The sequence below is a fragment of the Flaviramulus sp. BrNp1-15 genome (assembly GCF_022259695.1).
In the GTDB taxonomy this organism is placed as follows: domain Bacteria; phylum Bacteroidota; class Bacteroidia; order Flavobacteriales; family Flavobacteriaceae; genus BrNp1-15.
On sequence record NZ_CP092099.1, the window covers coordinates 2,332,064 to 2,353,728 of the forward strand.

The 21,665-nt window shown below is 30.6% G+C and carries 17 protein-coding genes; 8 read left to right on the forward strand and 9 right to left on the reverse strand.

The window, feature by feature from the left end:
* Positions 1 to 128: 128 nt before the first annotated feature.
* The 4 genes from MBM09_RS10300 to MBM09_RS10315 are packed head-to-tail and all read right to left on the reverse strand — an operon-like array spanning position 129 to position 5,565.
* Positions 129 to 1,586, reverse strand: a complete 1,458-nt coding sequence (locus MBM09_RS10300; protein WP_238673640.1) for an oligosaccharide flippase family protein — start codon at positions 1,584 to 1,586, stop codon at positions 129 to 131.
* Positions 1,586 to 2,887: a glycosyltransferase family 4 protein gene (locus MBM09_RS10305; RefSeq protein WP_238673641.1), complete on the reverse strand. Its 1,302-nt coding sequence runs from the start codon at positions 2,885 to 2,887 to the stop codon at positions 1,586 to 1,588. The genes MBM09_RS10300 and MBM09_RS10305 overlap by 1 nt, the downstream gene beginning before the upstream one ends.
* Entirely contained in the window at positions 2,859 to 5,282 is a 2,424-nt protein-coding gene (locus MBM09_RS10310) for a YfhO family protein (RefSeq protein ID WP_238673642.1), read from the reverse strand. The genes MBM09_RS10305 and MBM09_RS10310 overlap by 29 nt, the downstream gene beginning before the upstream one ends.
* Before the next feature lie 31 nt (positions 5,283 to 5,313).
* Entirely contained in the window at positions 5,314 to 5,565 is a 252-nt protein-coding gene (locus MBM09_RS10315) for a DUF4834 family protein (RefSeq protein WP_238673643.1), read from the reverse strand.
* Between the two features lie 145 nt (positions 5,566 to 5,710).
* Between MBM09_RS10315 and MBM09_RS10320 the strand changes: the two genes are divergently transcribed.
* Positions 5,711 to 6,727, forward strand: a complete 1,017-nt coding sequence (locus MBM09_RS10320; protein ID WP_238673644.1) for a transporter — start codon at positions 5,711 to 5,713, stop codon at positions 6,725 to 6,727.
* Positions 6,728 to 6,753: 26 nt separating this feature from the next.
* Complete coding sequence (locus MBM09_RS10325) at positions 6,754 to 7,875, forward strand: GNAT family N-acetyltransferase (RefSeq protein ID WP_238673645.1); 1,122 nt, start codon at positions 6,754 to 6,756, stop codon at positions 7,873 to 7,875.
* A 56-nt stretch (positions 7,876 to 7,931) separates the two neighbouring features.
* On the opposite strand, the gene MBM09_RS10330 is transcribed toward MBM09_RS10325, so the two are convergent.
* The 3 genes from MBM09_RS10330 to MBM09_RS10340 all read right to left on the reverse strand — a co-directional run bounded on the left by MBM09_RS10330 (position 7,932) and on the right by MBM09_RS10340 (position 12,621).
* Positions 7,932 to 9,191: an aminotransferase class I/II-fold pyridoxal phosphate-dependent enzyme gene (locus MBM09_RS10330; protein WP_238673646.1), complete on the reverse strand. Its 1,260-nt coding sequence runs from the start codon at positions 9,189 to 9,191 to the stop codon at positions 7,932 to 7,934.
* Positions 9,192 to 9,440: 249 nt separating this feature from the next.
* On the reverse strand, positions 9,441 to 10,481 hold the full coding sequence (locus MBM09_RS10335; protein ID WP_238673647.1) for a PLP-dependent cysteine synthase family protein: 1,041 nt from the start codon (positions 10,479 to 10,481) through the stop codon (positions 9,441 to 9,443).
* A 79-nt stretch (positions 10,482 to 10,560) separates the two neighbouring features.
* Complete coding sequence (locus MBM09_RS10340; protein ID WP_238673648.1) at positions 10,561 to 12,621, reverse strand: S9 family peptidase; 2,061 nt, start codon at positions 12,619 to 12,621, stop codon at positions 10,561 to 10,563.
* 85 nt (positions 12,622 to 12,706) lie between these two features.
* Between MBM09_RS10340 and MBM09_RS10345 the strand changes: the two genes are divergently transcribed.
* On the forward strand, positions 12,707 to 13,021 hold the full coding sequence (locus MBM09_RS10345) for a YbaB/EbfC family nucleoid-associated protein (protein WP_238673649.1): 315 nt from the start codon (positions 12,707 to 12,709) through the stop codon (positions 13,019 to 13,021).
* A 30-nt stretch (positions 13,022 to 13,051) separates the two neighbouring features.
* Here the strand turns inward: MBM09_RS10345 and MBM09_RS10350 are convergent, their stop codons facing one another.
* A complete protein-coding gene (locus tag MBM09_RS10350; RefSeq protein WP_238673650.1) occupies positions 13,052 to 14,074 on the reverse strand; it encodes a low specificity L-threonine aldolase in 1,023 nt (340 codons plus the stop codon).
* 105 nt (positions 14,075 to 14,179) lie between these two features.
* Between MBM09_RS10350 and MBM09_RS10355 the strand changes: the two genes are divergently transcribed.
* A complete protein-coding gene (locus MBM09_RS10355) occupies positions 14,180 to 15,490 on the forward strand; it encodes a CoF synthetase (RefSeq protein WP_238673651.1) in 1,311 nt (436 codons plus the stop codon).
* Here MBM09_RS10355 and MBM09_RS10360 read toward each other — a convergent pair.
* Positions 15,487 to 16,614 carry an ATP-grasp domain-containing protein gene (locus MBM09_RS10360; RefSeq protein WP_238673652.1) on the reverse strand — a complete coding sequence of 376 codons (1,128 nt, stop codon included), beginning with the start codon at positions 16,612 to 16,614 and terminating at the stop codon, positions 15,487 to 15,489. The two genes, MBM09_RS10355 and MBM09_RS10360, sit on opposite strands and share 4 nt — an antisense overlap.
* A 229-nt stretch (positions 16,615 to 16,843) precedes the next feature.
* On the opposite strand from MBM09_RS10360, the gene prfB reads away from it, so the two are divergent.
* The 4 genes from prfB (at position 16,844) to MBM09_RS10380 (ending at position 21,612) form a co-directional block, all read left to right on the forward strand.
* Positions 16,844 to 17,954 (forward strand): peptide chain release factor 2 gene (gene prfB / locus MBM09_RS10365; protein ID WP_238673653.1). Its coding sequence is split into 2 segments (ribosomal slippage): positions 16,844 to 16,906 and positions 16,908 to 17,954, totalling 1,110 coding nucleotides; the frame shifts between segments, so codons are not numbered across the junction.
* 86 nt (positions 17,955 to 18,040) lie between these two features.
* Positions 18,041 to 18,658, forward strand: coding sequence for an HAD family hydrolase (locus MBM09_RS10370; RefSeq protein WP_238673654.1), 618 nt, complete (start codon positions 18,041 to 18,043; stop codon positions 18,656 to 18,658).
* The gene (gene arsC / locus MBM09_RS10375) at positions 18,658 to 18,999 is read left to right on the forward strand and encodes an arsenate reductase (glutaredoxin) (protein ID WP_238673655.1); all 342 of its coding nucleotides are present in this window, start codon (positions 18,658 to 18,660) and stop codon (positions 18,997 to 18,999) included. Before MBM09_RS10370 ends, arsC begins: the two co-directional genes overlap by 1 nt.
* Positions 19,000 to 19,065: 66 nt before the next feature.
* Positions 19,066 to 21,612, forward strand: coding sequence for an outer membrane beta-barrel protein (locus tag MBM09_RS10380; RefSeq protein WP_238673656.1), 2,547 nt, complete (start codon positions 19,066 to 19,068; stop codon positions 21,610 to 21,612).
* Positions 21,613 to 21,665: the final 53 nt, after the last annotated feature.

A 21,665-nucleotide genomic window follows, 5' to 3' on the forward strand; every position in this document is an offset into this window, starting at 1 on the left:
TTTCTGTTTAATACCTGCTAAAGCAGAAATTTGTTTTCAGTCATATCGAAATGAGGCACGATTGAGATATCACATTAAAATACTTGTTTATATGAATTCTCCTGTTAGTCGAAATGACTTATTCAACTTTATTTAAATTTTAAATAACGTTTTACAAGTAGCGAAATATCTTCAGAAAAATTATACTTTAAAACGACAAAAGCATACAAGGCAGTCATTAATATGGACTTCAACGCTATATTAACAAACGGGTTAAACGGAAAGTCCCAAAAATAGAATAACAAAATACATACTAAAATTAACGCTCCTATTTTTATTGAATTAATAGTAAAAGGAAAGATTTTGAATTTCTTGTAAACAAAAAATAACTTTATAGAATTATATATAAAAATGGCTAAAAATGTAGCTATTGCAGATCCATTAATACCAAATAATGGAATAAAATACATGTTTAACAACACTATTAAAACCACCAAAATAACACCTAAAACCAATACCATTCTATAATAATCACTATTAAATAATATAGCGTTATTACTTCCTAAAGCAGTATCATAAAGTTTTGATAGACTTATTATTAATACAACAAACAAACCACCACTAAACTCGCTTGGAATAATATGATACAATTGATTAATATTCAGGATAATCAATAAAAAAATGAAACCACCAACAATAAATAAATTTAATGAACTGCGTATATATAAATCTTCTAAACCTTTAAAATCTTTTTCATTTAAATATTTAGCAGATAATGGCATTAATATTTGATGCATGGACCGTTGAGGTACCGCGATTACTGCAGCTATAAAAATGGCTACATTGTAATACGCTATTTCTTTAATATTAATATAATGTCCAAGCATTACTTTATCTACATCCAAAATTACGGTAGCAATAGAACCCGCAATAATTATTAAAAAAGAGTATTTTAATATGCTTTTTATGTTACTAACACGCTTAAAGGTTATAACTGGTAGTTTAATACTAAAGGCGTAAACCATCATAATAAGCATTCTCAATACATAAATTGCAACTAAAGCCCACATGAATTGTTCGAGGTCTAAAACCTTAAAATACAGTAAAAACAAAATTGTCATGGTTCCTGCCCTATGAAAAACTTCTTTCATAAAATTCCCAAATACAGTTTGCATTTGTACTTTAGACCAAGCATAAAACACCTCAAAATACGCAAGAGATACGGCTACAATAAAGGTATGCCACAAATAATTTTTTATAATAGCATTTGTATTAGATAGAAAATCACCAATGGTATTATAACCTAAATAGGTAATTAAACTTAACGGAATTATTAACAATACCGGTAAAAACAGCATAAGTGTTAAAAAGCTGTTTAAGGATAATCGCGTTTTAAAAGCAGAATAAAACTTAACCAATGTATTATGAACACCAAAAGCCATTAATGGCATAATTACAAATGCCAAAGAAAGCATATACCCTACCATACCATAGTATTCGACGCTTAAAAATTCGGTGTAAAGAAACAGGGTATTAATAGCTCCAAGTACAAAACCAGCATAGGTAGACACCATGTTTTTAAAGGATTGTGAAGCAACTATTCCCATTATAATAATTTAGATAGGGTTTGCGTAAGCGCTTTTCTATGGTATTTTTGTAATCCTATTGGATGCGTTTGTAAAGTGTTACTTTGAAAAGCATTATAATGCTCTAATATAACTTTTTTTAACGATTTGGAATCTGTATAATTAAAGTAGTTTCCTGTATTGGTTTCTTTAATGATTTTTTCAACATCGGAGTCGTTAGGACCTATAGCAATAATTGGTCTGTTAGAAACCATATATTCGAAAAGCTTCCCAGGAATAATGCATTTAGTATCTTCAGAATTTATTTCAATAAGCAATAATACTTGTGATTTTTTCTGAAACACAACTGCTTCTTTATGTGACACATAACCCGCATTATTAACATAATTACTTAAATTATAAATTTGAATAGAATTTAATACATTTTCACTAATAGAACCTATAAAATTAAGCTGAAAATCTTTTGAAAACGATTCGTTTTCTTGCACTAATTCACTCAATGCCTTCCATAAAATTTCCGGATTCCGTTTAGATAATAAAGACCCAATATGTGACAATGTGAATTTAGAATCCCTTTGAAAATCTTCAACAGATGTTTCATCATCATAACCATTCGTTACAACTTCAATAGGTTTATTTGTTATGGCTTTAAATTCTGTTTTAGTTGTAAAACTCGTTACTACAATTTGGTCTGCAGTATTTAAAACCTGACGTTCTAAAGCTTTGTGTTTCTTTTTTGAAGTTTCAGTTAGCTTTAATTGTTTATGATAACCGATGGTTGTCCACGGGTCTCTAAAATCTGCAATCCACTTTACTCCTAACCTTTCCTTTAATTTTAAACCTATAAGATGTAAACTATGTGGCGGACCAGTAGTTATAATGGTATCAATATGTTCTTTAGAAATGTAATGACTAAGGAAAGAAACCGATGGTTTTACCCAGCTTTTTCGGGCATCTGGTATAAAAAAATTTCCACGAATATATAACATTGCTTTTTCTATAAAACGCTGTTTTTTTTGTTCTGGAATTATACCTTTACTTATAGTTTTTGATGATTTTTTGGATAGAAAACCTGCCCATCTATAAGGCTCGTTAATAGACTGCTTTAAAATGGTAACCTCTTTTGAAACTTCGGCAACTAAACTTTGATCAACTATAGGATAGTTAGGGTTGTCAGGAATATAAATAATAGGTTCTATACCAAACTCTGGTAAATACTTTACAAATTTTAACCAGCGTTGTACTCCAGGACCACCTGCTGGTGGCCAATAATACGTAATAATAAGTACTTTTTTAGGCACTTTTTTGCTTCTTAAACTCATAAAACAGACCTCCTATTAAAAGTAGTCCTAACAAAACAGAACTTGCAAGTGCAATACTACTACCTGTTTTTACAACTTCTGGATCGAACTTAAACTCTATAGTATGTTTTCCTGCTGGTATTTTCATACCACGCAAAATATAATTCACCCGCATGTGAGTTGCTTCTTGCCCATCTATATAAGTTTTCCAGCCTTCTGGATAATAAATCTCAGAAAACACCGCAAAACCATCGTTTGAGTTATTAGATTCGTATTTTAAGTAGTTTGGTTTTACTTCAATTAATTTAATTGATGATAATGAGTCAACAACATATCTATTTATAACATCTTCATCAGTTTTATGGGAAGTATAGATCGCCTTTTGTTTATTATCTAAAGAGTCTAAAAGCTTAATTTCTTGGTCTGGTGTATCTATCTTTTCTAAACTCTCAATAAACCAAGCATTTCCGTTGGCTTCATCATTCTCATAAGGAAATAGATTCCCTTGTTCATCTTGCGCAATAACGTACTTAGTGTTTAACATGTTAAGTACGTTAATGTTATTTTTTGAAACATACCACTCAAAAACCTCGCTATAACGCCTTAATTCTGCTGCGTTATACCCATTTAATGAATTATGAAAATATGACGGTTTTGAAGGCCCCGAAACTAAATCAAACACTCTAAAATGTGACGTGTCTTTTAAAATGTGTTTATCTACTTCATTCGCCTGAAACGGTTTATTCATGGCTATTCCTGACACAAAATCATCGTTATTTACATAGCGTCTGTCAACACCAACTAAATCAAAAAGAATTAACACCCCAAAAGATACAATCACCCATTTTTCTTTCAATTTATCTTTTAAAAACATAAATATGGCTCCAGCAGAAAGCAAAACTAAAACCAATGTTCTTATGGTATCTTGAGTAAAAACAGATTTTCTATCCGTCTTTAATGCATCAACAAAATCTGGTCCGTAATTCTGACGGTAAAATCCATCATTTACTCCAACAAAATCAAATAATGAGGATTTAAACAATAAGAAAACTAGAGCAATTCCTCCTGTTATAATTGTTGAATACTTTAATGCTTTTAGCTTGTCTTCTTTCTTTTCAAAATCATTGAATAATCGAACTAAACCAAAAATTGTTAAAGCAGGAATACATAATTCTAAAATAACTTGGATAGAAGTTACTGCTCTAAACTTATTGTAAAGTGGTACATAATCTATGAAGAAATCCGTTAAAAAGCCCAAGTTCTTTCCATAAGACAGTAGAAGAGAAAAAACTGTTCCGCCTACTAGCCACCATTTTAAACGTCCTTTTACCAAAAACAAAGCAAATACAAAAAGAAATAAAATCACCGCTCCTACATAAGCAGGTGCTTCTACAATAGGTTGCTCACCCCAATATAAAGGTGCACGTTTAGATTCTTGTAAAGCTTGACTCGTAGTAGCTCCTAGTTTCCTAAAAGCTTCGTAAGTTGCAGAATCTTTCCCAACATCTTCGCCATTGCCACCACCCATAAATCGTGGAATATAAAGATTGAATGTTTCCCAAATACCATAACTAAACTGCGTAATATAATCTTTATCTAAACCTGAGGTTATTTCTTTTGGCGAACCATCAGCATTTATAGTTAATTCACTTTTACTACGCTTACTTTCTTTTACATATTGATTAGTTGCTAATATATTAGTCGCATTTAACGCTATAGAAATCGCCACAGCACCAACCAAAATACCAATTGATTTAAAATAATGTGGTAGCATTTTCTTTCTATAAGCATCAATTAAATACGCAATGCCTAAAACAATAACCAAAAACATGAGGTAATAGGTCATTTGAAAATGATTAGCCACGAGTTCTAATCCCATAGCAATAGTTGTGAGCAGAAAACCTAGTATATATTTCTTCTGAAAAACCAGTAATATTCCACTTAAAACCAAAGGCATATAAGCAATGGCATGTGCTTTACTGTTATGGCCTACACCTAAAATAATTATTAAATATGTAGAAAACCCAAAGGCTATAGCACCAAGGGCAGCGAGTTTAAAATCTACTTTTAATACTAATAGTAGTATATAAAAGCTCAACAAATAAAGAAATAAATAATCTGCTGGTCTTGGTAAAAAACGAAGTGCTAAATCTAGTTTTTTAATGTAATTATGCGGATATTTTGCTCCTAATTGATAGGTTGGCATGCCACCAAACGCACTATTTGTCCAATAAGTCTCCTCGCCCGTTTTAGCTTTAAAATCTTTTTGTTGTTTGCTCATGCCTATAAACTGCACGATATCGTTTTGATATATTTCTTTTCCTTTTAAAACAGGATTAAAATAAGCCAAAGCAAGAACTATAAAACCTACTAAAACAAGTAAGTGTGGAAGTGTTTTTTTTATTGAAAATTGCATGAAAAGGTTTTAAGCTAGTTGATTTCGGAAATTAATCAATTTCTTCGTAATCTACATATTCCCCAACATTTTTATTTGAAGTCTTAGTATTTGGTATTTTATCGATAGTGATTTCGCCTTCTTTTTTAGGGACATCTTGTTTTGCTCTTCCAAATTGATCTCCAAAACGTTGTTCTGCTTTTTTAGCGGCATATTTTAATAAAAATGGAGCAAAAATTCTTGAAAGAATCTTTATACCATAATAAACCAATGCAATAATAAGTATGGTTCTTAATAAACCCATAATTAGACTTTTGTTTAATAATTTTAACAAAAATACAATTCTAATTATTTAAAAAACGTTCAATAATGATAAAAAAATTATAAAATATCTATATTTGAAAGCCTTTAACAAATAATTAATAAAGGTATAATTAAACTTGTTCATTATGAACCTACACAAATCTATCCTACTTTTTTTACTAAGTTTAGCAACTACAAAAGGGTTTTGTCAATACACAGATGTAATAAACTCTAACCGCCCTGGAGTTTCCAGAAGTGCTTTTTCGGTTGGAACAAATGTGGCTCAATTAGAAGTTGGCCCATACATAATAAATGAAGAGAGAACTCCTGCTCCATCTTATGAAGTATCTGGTCTGGGAATTGATTTTGCTGCTCGATATGGTCTATTATTTGAAGAATTAGAATTAAATATAGAAGGTACTTTTCAAAGCGACACAAAAACAAATACAACAAGCTTTGCTGCCGAAGATAAACGAGCAAACTTTAAGTTTTTAACTGTTGGTGCAAAATATTTAATCTTTGACCCTTACAAAAATGCTGAAGAAGACAAACCAAATCTTTATAGTTGGAAAGCTAACCGTCGTTTTAAATGGAAATCGTTAATTCCAGCCGTATCGGTTTATGTAGGTGCTAATTTTGACACTAAGGATAATCCTTATATAGCTCCAGGTATTGAAGGTTTTAGCCCTAAAGTTATGGTGGCTACTCAAAACAACTTTGCTGGTGGTTGGGTATTTGTACTTAATTTGATAAAAGACAGAATTGGAACTGAACAATCAGATTTTCAATACATATTAACTTTAACACATTCATTCAGTCCAAAATGGGTTATTTTTGGCGAAACACAAGGTATTAAAAGTGATTTTTATGCCGATAATCTTTTAAGATTTGGTGGCGCTTATTTATTTGGAAAAGATTTTCAGTTAGATACTGCAATAACATTTAACACAAAAGACACCCCATCTGTTTTTGCTGTAACACTGGGTGGATCTTACAGATTGGATTTTCATAGAGATAAAGAAATAGATAACGGAACATCTGCTGAAGATGAAGCAGAAAGACGATCTAATAGAAAAGGTAAAAAGAGAAAGAAAAAAGACAGCGCTGATACCAATGATGGTGTCAAAAAAAGAAAGAAAGACGATATAGATTTTGATGATTAATAATCAAAACTATTTGATTGCACTATATGGTTATATTAAAAGAAGTAAAAACTAAAAAAGATTTAAAGGCTTTTGTAAAATTCCCCTTTAAATTATACAAAGACTCTAAATACTGGGTTCCTCCTATTATTAGTCAAGAAATTAAAACATTTAACAAAAAAGAAAACCCTGTTTTTAATGATGCCGAAGCTAAGTTATTTCTAGCCTATAAAAACAATGAAATAGTTGGTAGAATTGCTGCTATAATTAATTGGTTAGAGGTAAAAAGTCAAGATCAGAAAAAAATGCGTTTTGGTTGGTTTGATTTTGTAGATGATTTAGATGTGTCTCAAACACTTTTAGACCAAGTAGAAAAAATTGGAAAAACCCATAGTTTAAATTACACCGAAGGTCCTGTAGGATTTTCAAATTTAGATAAGGTTGGTGTTATGACCGAAGGTTTCGAATCTATTGCACCAATGATTACCTGGTACAATCATCCATATTACGTTAAACATTATGAAGCTGCTGGATATAAGGTTGAAAAATCATATTCTGAAAGCACGTTTCCTTTTAAAAATGTAAAGCCAGAATTCTTTAAAAAAGCACAGGAGTTAATTAAAAGGCGCTACCAGCTTAAAGCACTAAAACTTACTAAAACAGCCGAGGTTATGCCTTATGCAGATAAAATGTTTGATTTGTTTAATGAAAGTTACGCATCTCTATCCTCATTTGTGGCTATTAACGATATTCAAAAAGAATATTTTAAAAAGAAGTTTATAAGTTTTGTAAATCCAGAATACATCAAATTTGTAGTAGATAAAGATGATAAAATGGTTGGTTTTGCTATTGTTATGCCAGCTTTTGCAAAAGCATTACAAAAAACTAAGGGTAAGTTATTCCCATTTGGCTTCAGGCACATTCTACACGCAAAAAAACATAGTAAAGACGTTATTTTTTATTTAATAGGTATTCATCCAGATTATCAAAACAAAGGTGTTCATGCGGTAATTTTTAATGAATACTACGAAACATTTAAAGAAAAAGGTATTGAAACTTGTTTTAGAACACCAGAATTAGAAGATAATATAGCAATCCATCAAATCTGGAAACACTTTGATCCTGTTGTTTATAAACGAAGAAAAACCTTTAGAAAAGATGTTGCATAAAAAAAATCCGATTCTTAATTGAATCGGATTTTTTTTTATACTTATTATATTGAAAATTACTCTCCCATTGCCGCTAAAACAGCCGCAGAAAGGCGCTTGTAAGTTCCGTTATCTAAACGTTCTCTAATAGCATCAAAAGCATCTAAAGTTTCTTCAACATCTTGTAAAGTATGCGTTGCAGTAGGAATCATTCTTAGTAAAATTAATCCTTTAGGTATCACAGGATAAACTACTATAGAACAGAATATTCCGTAATTTTCACGTAAATCTTTAACTAAAGCCATAGCTTCAGGAATACTTCCTTTTAAGTATACAGGCGTTACACAACTTTGAGTTGTACCAATATCAAAACCACGATCTTTTAAACCAGACTGTAATGCATTAACTACCGTCCATAAATTTTGTTTTAATTCTGGCATCGTTTTAAGCATTTCTAAACGCTTTAATGCACCGACTACAAGTTGCATTTGTAATGATTTTGCGAACATTTGCGAACGCAAATTATATTTTAAATAATCTATTATTTCTTGGTCTCCAGCAATAAATGCACCTGTACTAGCCATAGACTTTGCAAAAGTTGCAAAATACACATCAATATCGTCTTGAACACCTTGCTCTTCTCCTGCTCCTGCTCCAGTTGCACCTAAAGTTCCAAAACCATGAGCATCATCAACAAATAACCTGAAATTAAATTTCTTTTTTAGTTCTACAATTTCTTTTAAACGCCCTTGCTCTCCACGCATTCCAAAAACACCTTCAGAAATAACTAAAATTCCTCCTCCAGTTTGTTCTGCCATTTTAGTAGCACGTTCTAAGTTTTTCTCAAGACTTTCAACATCATTATGCTTATAAGTAAAACGTTTACCCATGTGTAAACGCACACCATCAATTATACAAGCGTGAGCATCTACGTCATAAACAATAATGTCGTCTTTAGATACCAACGCGTCAATGGTAGACACCATACCTTGGTAACCAAAATTTAAAAGATAAGCAGCTTCCTTTTTTACAAAAGATGCTAATTCATTTTGAAGTTTTTCATGTAAATCAGTATGACCAGACATCATTCTTGCTCCCATAGGGTAAGCAGAACCATATTGAGCAGCTGCCTCAGCATCTACTTTTCTTACTTCTGGGTGATTTGCTAAACCTAAATAGTCATTAATACTCCATGTGATAACCTCTTTACCTTGAAATTTCATTCGGTTAGAAATTTCTCCTTCTAATTTAGGAAATACAAAGTAACCTTCTGCTTGAGAAGCCCATTTACCTAATGGTCCTTTGTCTTTATAAATTTTATCAAATAAATCTTTCATCTATTATAAATCAAATTGCTATTAAACTAAGACATAACTATAACCAGGGAGTTTGCTTTTGTTAAAGGGAATAAACATAAGAAAATGTTTAAAATTTAAGAAACTTTAGCTTTTAGTTAGTTCGTGCAAAATTAAATATTTATATGGTTTGAACATAATTTTTGATGCTCAATTATTGGCAAAATAAAAAAAGAGATAAAATTTTACTGTAATTGCAAAATATTATCTCTTTAATTTATGTTATTTATATTACTTTATGTACTGAATACTTTGTGTTGCCGCCTCATTAACACTATCAAAAAAGCCTTGTTCATTCATCCATTTATCACTGTAAACTTTACTCATGTAACGCGAACCATGATCTGGAAAAATAACAACTACATTATCATCTTTTTTAAATCTACCTTCTTCTCCTAATTGAAGTATAGCCTGAATAGCTGCACCAGAAGTATAACCAACAAACATACCCTCTTTTTTAGCTATTAAGCGAGCTGTATGGGCGCTGTCTTCATCAGTAACTTTAACAAACTCATCAATAACATCAAAATCTGTAGCTGTTGGAATTAAATTTTTACCCAAACCTTCAATTCGGTATGGATAAATTTCTTTTTCATCAAACTCTCTGGTTTCATGATATTTTTTAATGACTGAGCCAAAAGCATCAACACCAATTATTTGTATATCTGGATTTTGCTCTTTTAAATATTTAGCAGTACCAGAAATAGTTCCTCCTGTACCACTACAAGCTACAAGATGCGTAATTTCACCTCCTGTTTGTTCCCAAATTTCTGGCCCTGTAGATTTATAATGTGCGTCAATATTTAATTGATTGAAATACTGATTAATATAAACCGAACCTTTAATTTCTTCGTGCAAACGTTTTGCAACTTGATAATACGATCTTGGATCATCTGCACTAACATGAGCAGGACATACATAAACCTTGGCTCCCATTGTTTTCAGCATATCAATTTTATCTGCTGAAGATTTAGAACTCACTGCTAATACACAATCATAACCTTTAATAATACTAACCATGGCAATGCTAAAGCCTGTATTACCAGAAGTTGTTTCTATAATAGTATCGCCAGGAGAAAGGATACCCTTTTTCTCTGCTTCTTCTATAATGTAAAGTGCAATTCTGTCTTTGGAAGATTGTCCAGGGTTAAAAGATTCTATTTTTGCATAAAAGTTTCCTTTAAACTTGGAAGCTATTTTATTAAGTTTAACAAGCGGAGTATTGCCTACTAAATCTAATACATTATCAAATACTTGATTTCTGTGTTTCATAAAAGCTATTTATAAACTGCCAATTTTAACAAAAATAAATGCAGTTTAAAACCGAACAAAAATAAAACATTTTTTTTTATTAACCATGAATTCCTTCTAAATCTAATAAAAAAGCATATTCTAAAGCGACCTCTTTTAAGCTTTCAAAACGCCCTGACGCCCCGCCATGACCGGAATCCATATCGGTATGTAATAATAATTTGTTAGAATCTGTTTTTAATTCTCTTAATTTTGCCACCCATTTTGCAGGTTCCCAATATTGTACTTGAGAATCATGCAAACCTGTAGTAACCAGCATGTTTGGATAATCCTTTGCTTCAACATTATCGTAAGGTGAATAGGATTTCATATAGCTGTAATATTCTTCATGATTTGGATTTCCCCACTCATCATACTCTCCTGTTGTAAGCGGAATAGTATCATCTAGCATAGTTGTAACTACATCTACAAAAGGTACAGCTGCTAAAATTCCGTTATAAAGCTCAGGATTCATATTAATTATTGCTCCCATTAATAAACCACCAGCAGAACCTCCATAGGCATATAAATGCTTGTTTGAAGTATACTTTTGCTCTATTAAATATTTAGAGCAATCAATAAAATCGGTAAACGTATTTATTTTGGTTAGCAGTTTTCCTGTTTCATACCATTCACGTCCTAAATATTCTCCGCCTCTAATATGAGAAATAGCATAAACAAAACCTCTATCTAACAAACTTAAGCGAATACTGGAAAACGAAGGGTCTACAGTTGAGCCGTATGATCCATAAGCATATTGTAATAGTGGATTAGTTCCATCTAACTTAATTCCTTTTTTATAAACTAAGGAAATAGGTATTTTCACTCCATCGCGAGCTGTTGCCCATACTCGTTTTGCTTCGTAGTTTTCTTTATTATATTTACCTCCTAAAACTTCCTGCTCTTTCTTGATTTCGCGTTGCTTAGTCTTAAAATTGTAATCAACAACAGCACTTGGTGAAATTAAAGAGTTAAAACCATAGCGTAGTACATCGCTGTTAAAATCTGGGTTATTACCAATATATGTTGTATACGTTTCAGAACTGAAGGGTAAATAATAATCTTCTGTCCCATCCCAACTTATAATTCGCAAATTATTGAGTCCGTTTTCACGTTCATTTATAACTAAATAGTCCTTGAATATTTCAATATCTTCTATTAAAACATCTTTCCTGTGCGGAATTAAATCTTTCCAATGTTTTAATTCCGTAGTTTCTTCATTGGTTTTTGAAACCTTAAAATTGGTAGATTTATCATTATTTGAAATGATATAAAAATGATCACCATAATGAGCAATAGAGTATTCTAAATCTGTTATACGAGGTTGAAAAACTTTAAATGTTTCATCTGGAGTATCGGCATTTAATATTCTATATTCAGAAGATAATGTGCTAGACGACCCAATTACAATATATTTTTTCGACTTAGTTTTATAAACAAAGGTGTTAAAAGTTTCATCAGTTTCATGATAAACTTCAATATCTTCTTGAGGATCTGTATGTAATTTATGTTTAAATATTTTATTAGAACGTAGCGTTATTACATCCTTCATGGTGTAAAACAATGTTTTATTATCGTTTGCCCAAGTAGCTCGCCCTGTTGTATTTAAAATCTTATCTGAATAAATCTCACCAGTTTCTAAATTTTTTATTTGAATGGTGTATTGTCTTCTACTAACAGTATCGGTTGAATAAGCTGCTAGTTTATTATCTGGACTAATAGAAATACCACCTAAATTAAAATAGGAATGGCCTTTAGCCATTTCGTTACAGTCAAACAAAACTTCTTCTGGTGCGTCTAAAGTCTCTTTTTTACGTAAATAAACAGGGTAATCTTTACCTGTTTCGTAGCGCGTAATGTACCAATAACCATTTAATTTGTAAGGAACCGTGGTATCATCCTCTTTAATTCTACCTTTCATCTCTTCAAATAACTGGTTTTGAAAAGCTTCGGTATGCTTCATTACGTGATTTGTGTACTCATTTTCAGCATTTAAATACGCAATAACCTCGGGATTTTCTCTATCATTTAACCAATAATAATTATCTATTCTAACATCGTTATGAATCTTTAATTCTTTAGATATTTTTCTAGCTACTGGAATTTTAATGTCTTTTTTCAAAATGGGGTTTTATTCTTAAAAATTTAAGCCCTCAAAAATAGAAAAATTAAATAGTTTTGTAATGTAAAACTAAAATTATAAAATTATGTTTGGAGATATGATGAATATGATGGGTAAACTAAAAGAAACCCAAAAGAAAGTAGAAGAAACTAAAAAACGTTTAGATACAGTTTTAATTGATGAAACTAGTAATGATAACAAGCTTAAAATTACCTTAACTGCTAATAGAACCATTAAATCTATCGAAATCGATGATGAATTGCTTGAAGATAAAGAACAACTTGAAGATTATTTAATTCTTACACTTAATAAAGCTATTGAAAAAGCTACTAAAGTTAATGAAGCTGAACTCGCTGCAGTTGCAAAAGAAGGGATGCCAAATATTCCTGGAATGGATTAGTTTAAGTAGATTGTTAGATTTCTTAGAATATCAGATTGTTTGAGTTTTTAGAGTTTTGATTAGTGTTTCATGCATCGCATCAGTGTAATTATAATGGGTTACCATACGTAGCTTACCACCTCCCATGCTGATAACATAAATACTTTTATCAGCTAGATTTTTCACAAAACGTTCTTCATCAACATATTTATTTAATTCGAAAATCACAATATTGGTTTCAATAGGTTCAACCGATTTAACTATTGATAATTTGGTTAACTCCTCACCTATTTCCTTTGCTTTTTTATGGTCTTCGGCTAAACGTTCTATATTATTATCTAGAGCATAAAGTCCGGCAGCAGCTAAATAACCTGCTTGTCTCATATTTCCTCCAAAGATTTTCCGAATTCTGATAGCATTTTGCATAATATTAGAATCTCCAATCAAAACCGAACCTATAGGGCAACCTAAACCTTTACTTAAACACACCGAAATAGTATCAAATACTTCTCCATACTGTTTAGCGGTTTCATTTTTAGCTACTAAGGCATTCCAAATACGCGCACCATCTAAGTGATAACCCAACTCGTTTTCATCACAAACAGCTTTAATCTTTTTAATTTCATTAAAATCCCAACAACTTCCACCTCTTCTATTAGCTGTATTTTCAATTTCAACTAAACTTGTTTTACTATAATAATAAGCATTTGGATTTATAGCTTTTAAAACATCTTCGGCTGTAAACATGCCGTTGTTTTCATCTAAAAGCTTACAGGAAATTCCGCTATTAAACGAAGCACCACCAGATTCGTAATTATAAATGTGAGCATATTTATCACAAATCACTTGATCTCCAGGGTTTGTATGCAACTTTAAAGCGGTTTGGTTAGCCATAGTACCACTAGGAAAAAATAAAGCTTCTTCTTTACCAAACATATTAGCAATACGCTGCTCTAATAGATTAACAGTTGGGTCTTCTCTAAATACATCATCTCCTACTTTAGCTTGCATCATAGCATCCAACATTCCTTTTGTAGGTTTTGTAACAGTGTCGCTTCTTAGGTCTATTATCATAAAATCTAATTATATGTATATTTGCGGCTTATAAAAGTATAATTATTTATTTAAATATAAATTTTCATTTCAATTTTAAGCCCAAAACCTACTTAGACTAACTACATGAATTATTTAAACTATTTAAGAAATAAATCTTTTTGGTTAATAGATGCTTTAAAAGGAAGGTTGATTAAAAATCATCTAAAAGAAGTTAGTTTGATTCTTAAAAACCCCACGAGCGAACAATCAAAAAACATAAGAAAAAAACATATAGAGAATTTACTGCTTCATGCTTGTAAAACAACTCTATACTATTCATCCTTTATCAATAATAAAGATATTGTTGAATTTCCTGTGATAAAAAAAACAGATATTCAACAAAATTTTGAAGCGTTTAAATCAAGTAAATTTAAAGAAAAGACTAATTATAAAGTAGCTACAAGTGGCTCAACTGGAGTTCCTTTTTTCTTATTTCAAGATACTAATAAAAGACAGAGAAATACTGCTGACGTTTTATATTTTTCAAAGGAATGCAATTTCACACTTGGAAATAGATTGTATGAGTTAGAAGTTTGGAGAAAACATAACAAAAAAAGCAGGTTTAAATCATGGATTCAAAATATAAAGCAATTCGATATTTCTAAGTTATCCGATACTCGAATAGAAGAATTTTTACAACTTTTGAAAACTTCAAAACAAAAAAAGACCATTCTTGGTTTTGCTTCCTCTTATGAACAAATATGTCAATATTTAGATAAATCAAAAAACAAAATTGAAGATTACAAGATTAGTTCCATAATTGCAAATTCTGAATATTTAAATCTTAATACTAAAAAATCAATGAGTAACTATTTTAATGCTCCTGTATTATCAAGATATTCAAGTGAAGAGATTGGTATAATTGCTCAACAAACTATTAAATCTCCAGATTATTTCATTATTAATCATGCAAGTTACCATGTTGAATTATTAAGTTTAGAAGAAGATACACCTGTTAAAGTTGGAGAAATTGGTCGTATTGTTGTTACAGACTTATTTAATTATGCAATGCCTATTATAAGATATGACACAGGTGATATAGCAAAGTTAATTGAAGATGATGGTATTACTAAATTTGAACATATAGAAGGAAGAAAAATGGATTTAATATATGACACAAAAGGTAATATAATATCATCATTCGTTGTTTATACTAAATTCTACAACTACTATAAACACTTAAATCAATATCAATTTATACAAGAAGGTGATAAAAAATACCATATAAAACTAAACATACATGATGAAAACTTTCCTTTTGAAAAGGAGTTAATAGAAGATATTAAAAAAGATTTTGGTTTTGATTCAATTATAAAAGTAACTTACGTTAAAGAAATACCTACACTTTCATCAGGAAAAAGAAAGAAAGTTTTAAATACTTTTCATAAAAATTAACTAAACTTAGCCAAAATCACATTTTTAGTTCTCCAAATAAACTTATAAATCATTGGTAATGGATCTTTAATTGCAAATTTTAAAGGTGTATTAGCAATTATAAATTTGAAGTTAAAAAGAGTAGTTTTCTTTATCTTAATTTTTTTAATTAAACCTTTTAAATTTAAATACTCAATATTTTTGTAATCAGGCTTTATAAAATTTTGGTTTAAACTTGCTAAGCAATATAGATGTGGAAAATTTACTCCAGAAATTAATGATGCATCTAACGAAACCCAGTAACGTGTGTTTATTTCTATTACTTTAAATTTTTCGTCATGTTTGTCATATCTCATATCAATGTGAGCAATACCTGACCAATTAAGAGATTTCATTAACTTTTCTACTACTTTATATAACTCTTCATTATGAAGAAATTCTAACCCCACTTGAGGTGAAAATTCATTTTTACCTAAAAGATTCCCTTTTTGAATTGTATATGCCAAAACTTCTCCATTTTTACATAAAACACTACAATCTATATCATAACCTTCAATATAATCTTGAACTAAATAAGGATAATTAAATTTATTTTCATCAAAAAAATGATCTATTTGTTTTTTAGAATTAAATACTTTTATTCCCATTCCTCCGCCAAATCCTTCCATAGGTTTTATTAAAGCAGGCAATTTAATTTCCTTTTCACTTGTAGTCGCTCCTGGTAAAATAACTACTCCTTTTGGATGTGGTAAATTATTAGTTTTTAAATGTTCGGCTAAACACCCTTTATTAATAGCTATATTGAATACTGAAAAACTAGGTAAAAGTCCTAATTTAGATTTATTATTTACTAAATTTTCATGCTTTATAATTGTTCTTATTCCGTCTTCAAAAATTGGCATAACAACATCTATATCATATCTAATAAGTTCTTTATTTATATTATAAATCCAATCTATTTCATTCGTTTTTTCAAAAAAAGAAAAGTTATAAATATATCTAGATAATCTCATTGGATTACTGTTTTTGTTTGACATAACAAAAATTTTCAATCCTTTAATTTGAGCTAAACAATTGACCACATAAATTAAAAGATGACTTTCACCATCTGGAATTAATACTGAAATATTATTATTAGTTTTCATCCTTTTTTACTTTAACTATAAATCATAGCATCCAACATTCCTTTTGTAGGTTTTGTAACAGTGTCGCTTCTTAGGTCTATTATCATTATAAAAGTTAATAAGTAAATATCCTCTAAAGCTAGCCTTAGAGGATTTAAATTTTAATTATTGAGTAAAGCTATAAAATTATATTAAGATTTGTTTTCTGCTGTATCTTTAAATTCTATTTTTGTTTAAAATAAATTTAACTATGATTACATCAGATCAAATTAAAGATCTTAATACCCGCCTTGACAAACTAAGGCACTATCTTTGACATAGATGCCAAACTTATAGAAATACAAAACGAAGAAGAAAAAACCTTCGACCCTAATTTCTGGAACGATTCCAAACAAGCAGAATTAGTCATGAAATCTCTTAAGGAGAAGAAAAGTTGGGTTCAAGACTACAAAACCTCCAAAACTTTTATTGAAGATTTAGAAGTTATTTACGAGTTTTTTAAGGAAGAGGAAGCTACAGCCGAGGATGTTCAAGATCGTTACGATAAAGCTATAAATCTCATTGAAAAACTAGAGTTTAAAAATATGCTTTCTGAAGAAGGCGATGCACTTAGTGCTGTTCTTCAAATTACTGCAGGAGCTGGTGGTACCGAAAGTTGCGATTGGGCAAGTATGCTTATGCGCATGTACTTAATGTATGCAGAAAAAAACGGATTTAAAGTAAAGGAACTTAACTTTCAGGAAGGCGATGTTGCAGGAATAAAAACCGTGACTTTAGAAATTGAAGGCGACTATGCTTTTGGTTGGCTTAAAGGTGAAAATGGTGTACACCGTTTGGTAAGAATCTCCCCTTTTGATAGTAACGCTAAACGACATACTAGTTTTGCTTCGGTTTATGTATACCCACTTGTTGATGATACTATTGAAGTTGAAATAAACCCCGCAGATATAGAAATTACAACAGCACGTTCCAGTGGTGCTGGCGGACAAAATGTTAACAAGGTAGAAACTAAGGTTCAACTAACGCATAAACCAACGGGAATTCAAATTCAATGTTCCGAAACGCGTTCGCAACATGATAATCGTTCCAGAGCCATGCAAATGCTTAAATCTCAGCTTTACGAAATAGAACTCCAAAAACAATTAGCACAACGCGATGATATTGAAGCTGGTAAAATGAAAATTGAATGGGGAAGTCAAATTCGTAACTACGTTATGCATCCTTACAAACTGGTTAAAGATGTTAGAACAAGCCATGAAACTGGTAACGTAGATGCTGTTATGGATGGAAATATTGATGAGTTTTTAAAGGCCTATTTAATGATGATGGGGCAAAAAGTAGAAGACGATAATCAATTATGAAATGAGTCGTAATATTTTGTTGAAATCAGTCAAAATGTCTATCGACGAATTACATCTGACTTATTTAATTCAATAAAAACTAACAGATGAATAAAATAGATACTATAATTTTCGATCTTGGAGGAGTTTTAATTGATTGGAATCCTGAATATGTTTTTTTAGATGAATTTAATGGAGACCGAAAAAAAATGCAATGGTTTTTTGATAACATCTGTACTAGCGATTGGAATGAAAACCAAGATGCAGGCTACCCTTTACAACAAGCCACAGAAGATTTAGTTAATCAATTTCCAGAATACGAACGATTAATCAGATTATTTTACGGCAATTGGGAACAAATGCTAGGTGTCGCCATTGAAGGCACCGTGAAAATTTTAGATGCATTTGTAAAAAATAAAAATTACAAAGTCGTAGCACTAACCAATTGGAGTGCAGAAACCTTTCCTATTGCTTTAGAACGTTTTGAGTTTTTACATTGGTTTGAAGGTATTATTGTTTCAGGCGAAGAAAAAACCAGAAAACCTTTCAAAGAAATTTATCAAATCACTTTAGATAGATTTAATATTGAAGCACAAAGTTCAATTTTTATAGATGATAATCTAAGAAATATTGAAGCTGCTAATGCATTAACCATTAATGGTATACATTTTAAATCACCAAAAGAACTCATTCAACAATTAAAAGCTTTTAATATCCATATATAATGATAAAAATTTACCATAACAACAGATGTAGCAAATCAAGATGTGGACTGGAATTACTAGAAAATTCTGGTAAAGATTATGAAATAGTAAAGTATTTAGAAGATGTTCCAACTAAAACCGAATTAAAAAACATCATTAAACTTTTAGGTATAAAACCCATAGAACTTGTTAGAAAAAATGAAGCTGTTTGGAAAACAGAGTTTAAAAACAAAGACTTAACAGATGACCTAATAATTGAAGCTATGGTTAATAACCCAAAGCTTATTGAACGACCAATTGTAATTAACGGAAACAAAGCAGTTATTGGCAGACCTACCGAGAAAATCTTAGAAATAATTTAAGTTTTATTTAACAATATCAAGTTAAACCATGCTTAATTTTGGCAGTCTAATTGCCAAAACATAACCATGACCAAAAGTATATTTTCCTTTCTTTTATTTTTTAGTTTTATAGTATTTGTAAATGCACAACCTCAAAAAAAAGAAACAAAAAATCCAGAAATTTCTGTTTTAAAAGAGATTACAATTACAGGTAAAGTATTAGACAAAGAAACAAATGAACCTTTAGAATATGCTACAATTGCTTTTTTTAGCAAAGAAGAAAACAAAATTGTTACAGGTGGTATTACAGATGCAAATGGAGCTTTTAATCTCACAATAAAACCAGGAATTTACGATATTACCATAGAATATATTGCTTTTAAAACACAAACTATTCCCAATAAAAATTTAACCAAAAATGAAGATATTGGTGTCTTTCTATTAGAAATTGATACAGAATCTTTAGATGAAGTAGAAATTATTGCCGAACGAACTACGGTTGAAATAAAACTTGATAAAAAAATATACAACATAGGTAAAGACCTAACCACAGCTGGTGGTACTGTAAGTGATGCCCTCAATAATGTACCTTCTGTTTCTGTAGATGTAGAAGGTGCTATTAGTTTAAGAGGAAACGAAAATGTTAGAATTTTAATTAACGGAAAACCATCTGCCATGGCAGGCTTTGGTGACACCAATGTCTTAAGTCAATTACCCGCAGAAGCTATAGAACGTGTTGAAGTTATTACCTCGCCATCTGCAAGATATGATGCCGAAGGTACTGCTGGAATTTTAAATATAATTTTAAGACAAAAAGAAACTTTAGGGTTTAATGGCTCATTAAATTTAACTTTAGGTAATCCAGATAACGCAGGTTTATCAGCCAATTTAAATTACAGAACCGAAAAATTTAATCTGTTTTCAAATTTAGGTTTTAGATATTTTAGTTCACCAAGAAATAGTTTTAGTGATACAGAATATTTTAATGCCACAGAAGAGGATTTCAATAGAATTCGAGAAGACCAAGAAGTAGAGCGTTTAAACAGAAATTACAATGCTAGTTTAGGTATGGAATATTTCCTGTCTAAAAAAACCTCTTTATCCGGAACTTTATTTTACAGATATGGACAGGATAGAGATAAATCGCTTAACAATAGCGACCGATTTAATGATGGAGATATTGTTGAAAAAACATTAAGAACAGAAAGACAGCATGAGGATGGTAATAATTATCAAGTCGCTTTAAACTACATTACTAAGTTTAATGATAGTGGGCATGAGTTAACTGCCGATATTCAATTTGAAAAAGGTTATGAAGAGCAACTTACCTTTATAGATGAGAATTATATTGTTACAAATAAAACTAATCCAGACCCTTTTCAAATGGAAAATGTAATAGAAATTGAAGATGAAAAAGAATCTTTATTTCAAATAGATTATGTACTACCCATAGGAGAAAACACAAGGTTTGAAGCTGGTTATAGAGGCAACTTTGAAAATTCTGTTTCAAATTACACTTTAGAACAAGAAGACCTAAATGATGGAAGTTTTTTTATAAATGATACAATAACTAATATTTTTGATTACACCGAAAATGTAAATGCCTTTTATACACAATACGGAACTAAATTTGGTGAATTCTCTTTTCTTTTGGGTTTACGATTAGAAAATACACAATTAAAAGGAAAAATTGATTCCAGATTAACCGATGAAGAAATACAAGAAGCCTTTGGTTTTTCTATTGATACAGACTTTAACAGAAATTACTTAGGGCTTTTCCCTACAGTAAATCTAATATACAATTTAGGAAAAGACGACGATACAGAAGAAAGTATAACATTAGGTTATAACAGAAGAATTAATAGACCTCGAGGTTGGTTTATTAATGCATTTCCTTCTCGTTCTAGCCGAACAAATGTGTTTCAAGGAAACCCAAATATAAATCCGGCTTTTGCCAGTGCTTTCGATTTGGGCTACTTAAAACGTTGGGAAAAACTAACTTTTACTACATCGGTTTATTATCAGCATGAAACTGAATCATTTGAGTTTATTCAGGAAAACACAGGTCAGCAAACATCTGATGGTATAGATATTATTAGAAGAATCCCTGTAAACTTATCCACTAGAAAACGAACTGGTGGTGAATTTGGTATTCTTTATAATCCTGAAAAATGGTTAAGATTAAACACCAGCTTTAACATATTTCAATTTGAAAATGATGGTGAATTTAATGGTATAGATTACAGCGCAAAAAATACAAGCTGGTTTGCACGTTTTAGCAGTAAATTAACACTGCCTTCTAATATAGATTGGCAAACTAACATGTTTTATAGAGGTGCAAGTGAAAATGCGCAAAGTAAAAACAAAGGTATTTTTTCTATAGATTTAGCTGTCAGCAAGGAGATTTTTGATAACAATGCTACAATTTCTTTAAATGTAAGAGACTTGTTAAACTCCAGAAAAAGAATCTCTACAACGACAACAGATACTTATGAAAGTTATGGTGAGTTCCAATGGAGAGAACGTCAAATAAATCTATCGTTTATGTATCGTTTTAATCAACAAAAGAAACGCAATGGACGAAGAAATGGAAATCAAGGTGGTGGTGACGATGATTTTGATTTTGGAGGTTAATTTTCTTCATATAATAAACAAAAAAAAGGAAGCTAAATTAGCTTCCTTTTTTT